The sequence below is a fragment of the Pseudomonas sp. GW822-FHT02E03 genome, from assembly GCF_058802325.1.
Genome location: NZ_JBXAOA010000002.1, coordinates 280244 through 286517, shown reverse-complemented (window position 1 = coordinate 286517; position 6274 = coordinate 280244). Strand labels below are relative to the sequence as shown.

Annotated in this window: 7 protein-coding genes; 5 read left to right on the top strand and 2 right to left on the bottom strand. The window is 60.1% G+C overall.

The window, feature by feature from the left end; genetic code table 11:
• Window positions 1-297 precede the first annotated feature (297 nt).
• The 4 genes from purE to AC1RQB_RS03140 all read left to right on the top strand — a co-directional run bounded on the left by purE (window position 298) and on the right by AC1RQB_RS03140 (window position 3020).
• On the top strand, window positions 298-789 hold the full coding sequence (purE, locus tag AC1RQB_RS03155) for a 5-(carboxyamino)imidazole ribonucleotide mutase (protein WP_003196369.1): 492 nt from the start codon (window positions 298-300) through the stop codon (window positions 787-789).
• A gap of 11 nt (window positions 790-800) precedes the next feature.
• Complete coding sequence (locus tag AC1RQB_RS03150; protein WP_007896500.1) at window positions 801-1883, top strand: 5-(carboxyamino)imidazole ribonucleotide synthase; 1083 nt, start codon at window positions 801-803, stop codon at window positions 1881-1883.
• 264 nt (window positions 1884-2147) lie between these two features.
• Window positions 2148-2399: a GlsB/YeaQ/YmgE family stress response membrane protein gene (locus AC1RQB_RS03145; RefSeq protein ID WP_008073527.1), complete on the top strand. Its 252-nt coding sequence runs from the start codon at window positions 2148-2150 to the stop codon at window positions 2397-2399.
• Window positions 2400-2483: 84 nt separating this feature from the next.
• Window positions 2484-3020, top strand: a complete 537-nt coding sequence (locus tag AC1RQB_RS03140; protein WP_063343915.1) for a DUF3299 domain-containing protein — start codon at window positions 2484-2486, stop codon at window positions 3018-3020.
• 121 nt (window positions 3021-3141) lie between these two features.
• On the opposite strand, the gene AC1RQB_RS03135 is transcribed toward AC1RQB_RS03140, so the two are convergent.
• Together AC1RQB_RS03135 and AC1RQB_RS03130 are read right to left on the bottom strand one after the other, a co-directional pair.
• The gene (locus tag AC1RQB_RS03135; RefSeq protein WP_063342075.1) at window positions 3142-4041 is read right to left on the bottom strand and encodes a D-hexose-6-phosphate mutarotase; all 900 of its coding nucleotides are present in this window, start codon (window positions 4039-4041) and stop codon (window positions 3142-3144) included.
• Between the two features lie 85 nt (window positions 4042-4126).
• Window positions 4127-4531, bottom strand: coding sequence for an acyl-CoA thioesterase (locus AC1RQB_RS03130; protein WP_007896491.1), 405 nt, complete (start codon window positions 4529-4531; stop codon window positions 4127-4129).
• Between the two features lie 367 nt (window positions 4532-4898).
• Here AC1RQB_RS03130 and AC1RQB_RS03125 point away from each other — a divergent pair, with 367 nt between their 5' ends.
• Entirely contained in the window at window positions 4899-6197 is a 1299-nt protein-coding gene (locus AC1RQB_RS03125; RefSeq protein WP_063342076.1) for an MFS transporter, read from the top strand.
• Window positions 6198-6274: the final 77 nt, after the last annotated feature.

Genomic DNA, 6274 nt, shown 5'->3' with positions numbered 1-6274 from the left:
CCCCCCCCCCCCCCCCCCCCCCCCCCCCCCCCCCCCCCCCCCCCCCCCCCCCCCCCCCCCCGCTCCCACAGGGGGATTTGTATTGATCTTTCGCTGACCTGCGGGTCAATAAAACCGGCACTTTGCGCCGTATGACAGATGGTCGTATCGGGGGCTGTTTATCTGCTTCATTGAGGTATACTGCGCGGCCTTCGGCCGGTTTTACCTGGCCTTAATTCGTACAATCAAGCCACGCATCCTGCGTGGCTTGTTGTTTTTTGACGCGCCTGCGGGCGCCCAGAGAGAAGAGGCACGACGATGAGTGCACTGGTTGGCGTGATCATGGGCTCCAAGTCCGATTGGTCCACCCTTAGCCACACCGCCGATATGCTGGAAAAGCTCGGCATCCCTTACGAGGTGAAAGTGGTCTCTGCCCACCGCACCCCGGACCTGCTGTTCCAGTATGCCGAAGAGGCTGAGGCCCGTGGCATCGAGGTGATCATCGCCGGTGCCGGTGGCGCGGCCCACCTGCCTGGTATGTGTGCGGCCAAGACCCACCTGCCGGTGCTGGGCGTACCCGTACAGTCGTCGATGCTCTCGGGCGTCGATTCGCTGCTGTCTATCGTGCAAATGCCTGCAGGCATTCCGGTCGCCACCCTGGCCATCGGCAAAGCCGGCGCGATCAACGCAGCGCTGCTCTCGGCGAGCATCCTGGGCGCCAAGCATCCGCAATTTCATACCGTGTTGAAGAAATTCCGCGCTGAGCAGACAGACAGCGTCCTGGACAATCCAGACCCACGCATCGCCTGAGGTTGTTGACGATGAAAATCGGTGTAATCGGTGGCGGCCAGTTGGGTCGCATGTTGGCGCTGGCGGGCACTCCGCTGGGCATGAATTTCGCTTTCCTCGACCCGGCGCCAGATGCTTGCGCAGCCGCGTTGGGCGAACACCTGCGGGCCGATTACGGCGATCAGGATCACCTGCGTCAACTGGCCGATGAAGTCGACCTGGTGACCTTCGAGTTCGAAAGTGTCCCGGCCGAAACCGTGGCTTTCCTGTCGCAATTCGTCCCGGTGTACCCGAGCGCCGAAGCCCTGCGCATCGCTCGTGATCGCTGGTTCGAAAAGAGCATGTTCAAGGACCTGGGGATTCCGACCCCCGCGTTCGCCGACATCCAGTCGCAAGCCGACCTGGACGCCGCCGTGGCTTCGATCGGTCTGCCGGCCGTGCTGAAAACCCGCACCCTGGGCTACGACGGCAAGGGCCAGAAAGTCCTGCGCAAGCCTGAAGACGTGGTCGGCACTTTCGCTGAGCTGGGCAGCGTTGCCTGCCTGCTGGAAGGCTTCGTGCCGTTCACTGGCGAAGTCTCGCTGATTGCCGTGCGCGCTCGCGATGGTGAGACCAGGTTCTATCCACTGGTTCACAACACCCACGACAGCGGCATTCTCAAGCTGTCCGTGGCCAGCACCGATCACCCGCTGCAAGCGTTGGCTGAAGATTATTCCAGCCGGGTGCTCAAGCAGCTGGAGTACGTCGGCGTGATGGCGTTCGAGTTCTTCGAAGTCGACGGCGGCCTCAAGGCCAACGAAATCGCCCCGCGCGTACACAACTCCGGGCACTGGACCACCGAAGGCGCCGAGTGCAGCCAGTTCGAAAACCACCTGCGGGCCGTTGCCGGTCTGCCGCTGGGTTCGACGGCCAAGGTCGGCGAGAGCGCGATGCTCAACTTCATCGGTGTCGTGCCGCCAGTAGAAAAAGTGATCGCGATCGACGACTGCCATTTGCATCACTACGGCAAGGCTTTCAAGGTCGGCCGCAAGGTCGGTCACGCCAGTCTGCGCTGTGCAGACCGTGAGACGTTGGCTGCGCAGATCCTCAAGGTCGAAGCGCTGATCGCCGAATAGTTTCATGTGGCAGCGGCGGAACCTTCAGGGGCCGCCGTTCTCTGATGGCAGGATGCCAAAGTCTGTCTAGGCTTCGGCTAGGTGTCCTGTCTCACCAATACTGTTCCTTTTTGACAGCGTCTGTTGCCGTCATGCTGCGTTGCCGCTCCTCGCCATAGCGCGCTATGACTCGTCGCGGCGCCTTGCCTGACGACAACAGCCACTCGTCAAAAGAGGAACGTATTGGTGAGACAGGACACACCAAATCATTCAGAGGGAAATGCCATGGGAATTATCGGAACCATCTTTATCGGCTTGATCGTCGGTCTGCTGGCTCGGTTTTTGAAACCGGGCGATGACAGCATGGGCTGGATCATGACCATCCTGCTCGGTATCGGCGGTTCGCTGGCGGCCACTTACGGCGGCCAGGCCTTGGGCATTTACCACGCAGGCGAAGGTGCCGGTTTCATCGGTGCGCTGGTGGGCGCGGTGGTATTGCTGGTGATCTACGGCCTGATCAAAAAAAGAACTGATTGAAGTGACAAAGCCCTCTCTGCGCCATCGCCGGAGAGGGCTAGAATGCCCGGCGTTAAACCGTCCTTTCTTTTGCCGAGCTCTTTCATGCGTCGTCTTCTGTTGACTCTTCTCTTCCTGGGCAGTGGTTTGGCCCATGCCGGCGAACTGCCGGAAACCGACTGGCTTGAACTGATGCCCAAGTCGGACCAGAAAGCCCTCGAGGCCATGCCCGAAATCGATCACAACTCACCGGAAGCCAACGGCACCTTTACCCAAAAGGGTGGCATGAAGCAGAGCAAGGGCTTGCCGGCGGTGATGTACTCGACCAAAACCGTGCAGTCGATGAACGACAAGCACATCCGCATTGGCGGTTATCCGGTGCCGTTGGAATCCGACGCCAAGGGCCGCAGCACGTTGTTCTTCCTTGTGCCGTATCCGGGCGCTTGCATCCATGTGCCACCACCGCCGCCTAACCAACTGGTGCTGGTGCGTTATCCAAAAGGCTTGAAGCTAAGTGACATCTACACGCCGCTGTGGGTGACCGGCACGCTGAAGATCGAGACGGTCAACAACGACTTGGCGGATGCGGCGTATGCGCTGGACGCGGCGCAGGTGCGGGTGGTGCAGGAGTCTGATCTCTAGCAGCCACCGAATAACTGTGGGAGCCAGCCTGCTGGCGATAGCGGTCCGTCAGATACTTTCAAGTTGACTGACACGACGCAATCGCCAGCAGGCTGGCTCCCACATTTCATTGCGGTATGGCTTAGAGCGGTTTAGCGCCGATGCTGACGCCCAGGGTATGGCTCGCCCCCGGTGCCAGCGTCACTACATCCCCCATCACATTCGCCGTTTCAATGCACAGCATGCGCTGCCAGCCATCGTCGGCCATGTCGCTGAATGCCGCGGCGCGGTCGATCCAGGGGTTCCAGATCACCGCCGAACGTGAACCGCTGCTGGTCAGTTCGATGCGTCGCTCCCAGTGCGGGTCTACGATGCTGAGCTTCGGCGGGGTATTGAGATAGATGCGGTCGGTCTCGCCGGTAAAATGCAGATCACCGGTCTGGGTGACGGTTTTCCAGTCGTCCAGGGTTTCGATATAGCTCAAGCCATCCAGCCCTTCAACGTGTACGTTGCGCACATCGCTGACCGCGAAATAGCTGTGCAATGCCTGGCTGATGGTGACATTTTCAGCGCCCTTGTTTTCGCTCGTCAGGCTGATATGCAACTGCTCATCCAGACGAATGCCCAGCTTCAAGTCCACCTGATGCGGCCAGCCCGGCAGGCCGCCTTCGGGGTAGGGAAGGATGAATTCCACTTTCAGGCTTTCGCCCTCGGTTTCGATGCCACCCAGTTCCCAGTCCATCGCCCGCACCAGACCATGGGCGGTCGGCGGTTCCTGGCTGACGCGCATGGCCTGGACACTCTGCGGGTTGCGCGACAGGTTGCCGAACCACGGCCAGCACACCGGCACGCCGGCGCGGATGCTTTTGCCGGCCTTGAACACCGCCTCGTCGTTGAGCCAGATCAACGGTGGCTCGCCAGCCAGTTGATAACTGAGGATGTGCGCGCCTTGTTGGGCCACCAGCAATTCGGCCTGACCGTGGCGGATGCGCCAGCAGTTCAGTTCATCCAGTTTCACGGCTTCAACGTTGGGCGTGCTCATGGGGCAACTCTCAATCAGGAACAATGACTCAATGGGACCGCAAAACGGTCGCGGGGTTTAACGCGCCGTTTTTACAAGCTCCGGTTTAACGGGCTCTAGGCGGAACCGAGCGAGTGCGGCCGCTGCCGTCGATGGCGACGAACACGAAGACGGCTTCGGTCACCTTACGCCATTCGCTGGACAGTGGATCGTCGCTCCAGACTTCGACCATCATCTGAATCGAGCTGCGACCGATTTCCAGGGCCTGGGTATAAAAGGACAGCTGCGCGCCCACTGCTACCGGCACCAGGAACGCCATGCGATCGATCGCCACGGTGGCTACGCGACCACCAGCCACTTTGCTGGCCATTGCGGTGCCAGCCAGATCCATCTGCGCCACCAGCCAGCCGCCGAAAATATCGCCAAAGCCATTGGTTTCGCGCGGAAGCGCGGTGATTTGCAGGGCCAGGTCGCCTTGCGGGATTGGATCTTCTTGTTCGAGCTCTATCATGCCGGGGGTGCCTCTGACCCGTGACTCTTCATTGGTACTTCAGGTTGAATAGCCGTCTCTAAGAAAAACGATTCAGCCCCGAACATACTACGTTCGTCACGTTTTTCGTAAGGCGCCTAAAGGGAAACTCTGCGAAATCGGCTGACGGATGCCAACGACGGTTTCGCACAGCAACCCCTTACAAGCCGTTGCAATATTGGGAGTATATCGATCGGTAGACTCCGAGACGACCGTCCGGTTCTCATTTCGACCGTCAAATACGCGCCTCTATGTGCTTTTTCGAACAATTTGCTATCGTGCCAAACCTGCCCAAGCCTCCGCCAGCGTTGTTGAGGTTGCAGATCCGACTATAAGAGAAGCCCTTGCCATGACCACAGCGCCCTCGAGCATCGCGCAGCCCACCCAGTCCACACGTCCGCTGACCCGCAACGACTATAAGACGTTATCGCTGTCTGCCTTGGGCGGCGCGCTGGAGTTTTACGACTTCATCATCTTTGTGTTCTTCGCCACGGTGGTCGGCAAACTGTTCTTCCCCGCTGACATGCCCGAGTGGCTGCGCCTGATGCAGACGTTCGGCATCTTCGCCGCCGGCTACCTGGCGCGGCCGCTGGGCGGTATCGTCATGGCGCACTTCGGTGATCTGCTGGGGCGCAAGAAGATGTTCACCTTGAGCATTTTCATGATGGCCGTGCCGACCCTGATCATGGGCTTGCTGCCAACTTATGCGCAGATAGGTATGTGGGCGCCGATCCTGTTGCTGTTGATGCGGGTAATTCAGGGCGCGGCGATTGGCGGTGAAGTGCCGGGGGCTTGGGTATTCGTTTCCGAACACGTGCCGCAGCGTCATATTGGTTATGCCTGCGGCACGCTGACCAGCGGCCTGACTGCCGGTATTCTTTTGGGCTCGTTGGTCGCTACCGCAATCAACAGCATTTACACGCCGGTGGAAGTGTCGGATTACGCCTGGCGAATCCCGTTCCTGCTGGGCGGCGTGTTTGGCCTGTTCTCGGTCTACCTGCGCCGCTGGCTCCACGAAACCCCGGTGTTTGCCGAGCTGCAATTGCGCAAGGCCCTGGCCGAGGAAGTGCCGCTGCGCGCCGTGTTACGTGACCATCGCGGTGCGATTCTGATTTCCATGCTGCTGACCTGGCTGCTGTCCGCCGCCATCGTGGTGTTGATCCTGATGACCCCGACCGTATTGCAGACGGTCTACCACTTCGCGCCAACCACCGCCCTGCAGTCCAACAGCGTGGCGATTGTGCTGCTGAGCATTGGCTGCATCATTGCCGGCGCCCTGGCGGATCGCTTCGGCGCGGGACGTGTATTCGTATTCGGCTGCGCCGCGTTGCTGGTCAGCTCCTGGACCTTCTACCACAGCCTGGCGGAGCATCCCGACTGGCTGTTCCCGATGTACGCCATAACAGGCTTGCTGGTAGGCACCATCGGTGCGGTCCCGTATGTCATGGTCAAGGCATTCCCGCCCGTGGTGCGCTTTAGCGGCCTGTCGTTTTCCTACAACGTTGCCTACGCCATTTTCGGTGGCCTCACGCCGATGATCGTCAGCCTGTTGCTCAAGGAAAGCCCGATGGGGCCAGCCTATTACGTGGCGGTTCTGTGTGGCGTCGGGATTCTGGTGGGGGCCTATCTCTGGAAGAAGGGTCGCTAAACCGACTCTTTGTACTGATCGTTCCCACGCTCTGCGTGGGAATGCCGCCATGGACGCTCTGCGTCCGCTTTTGAATG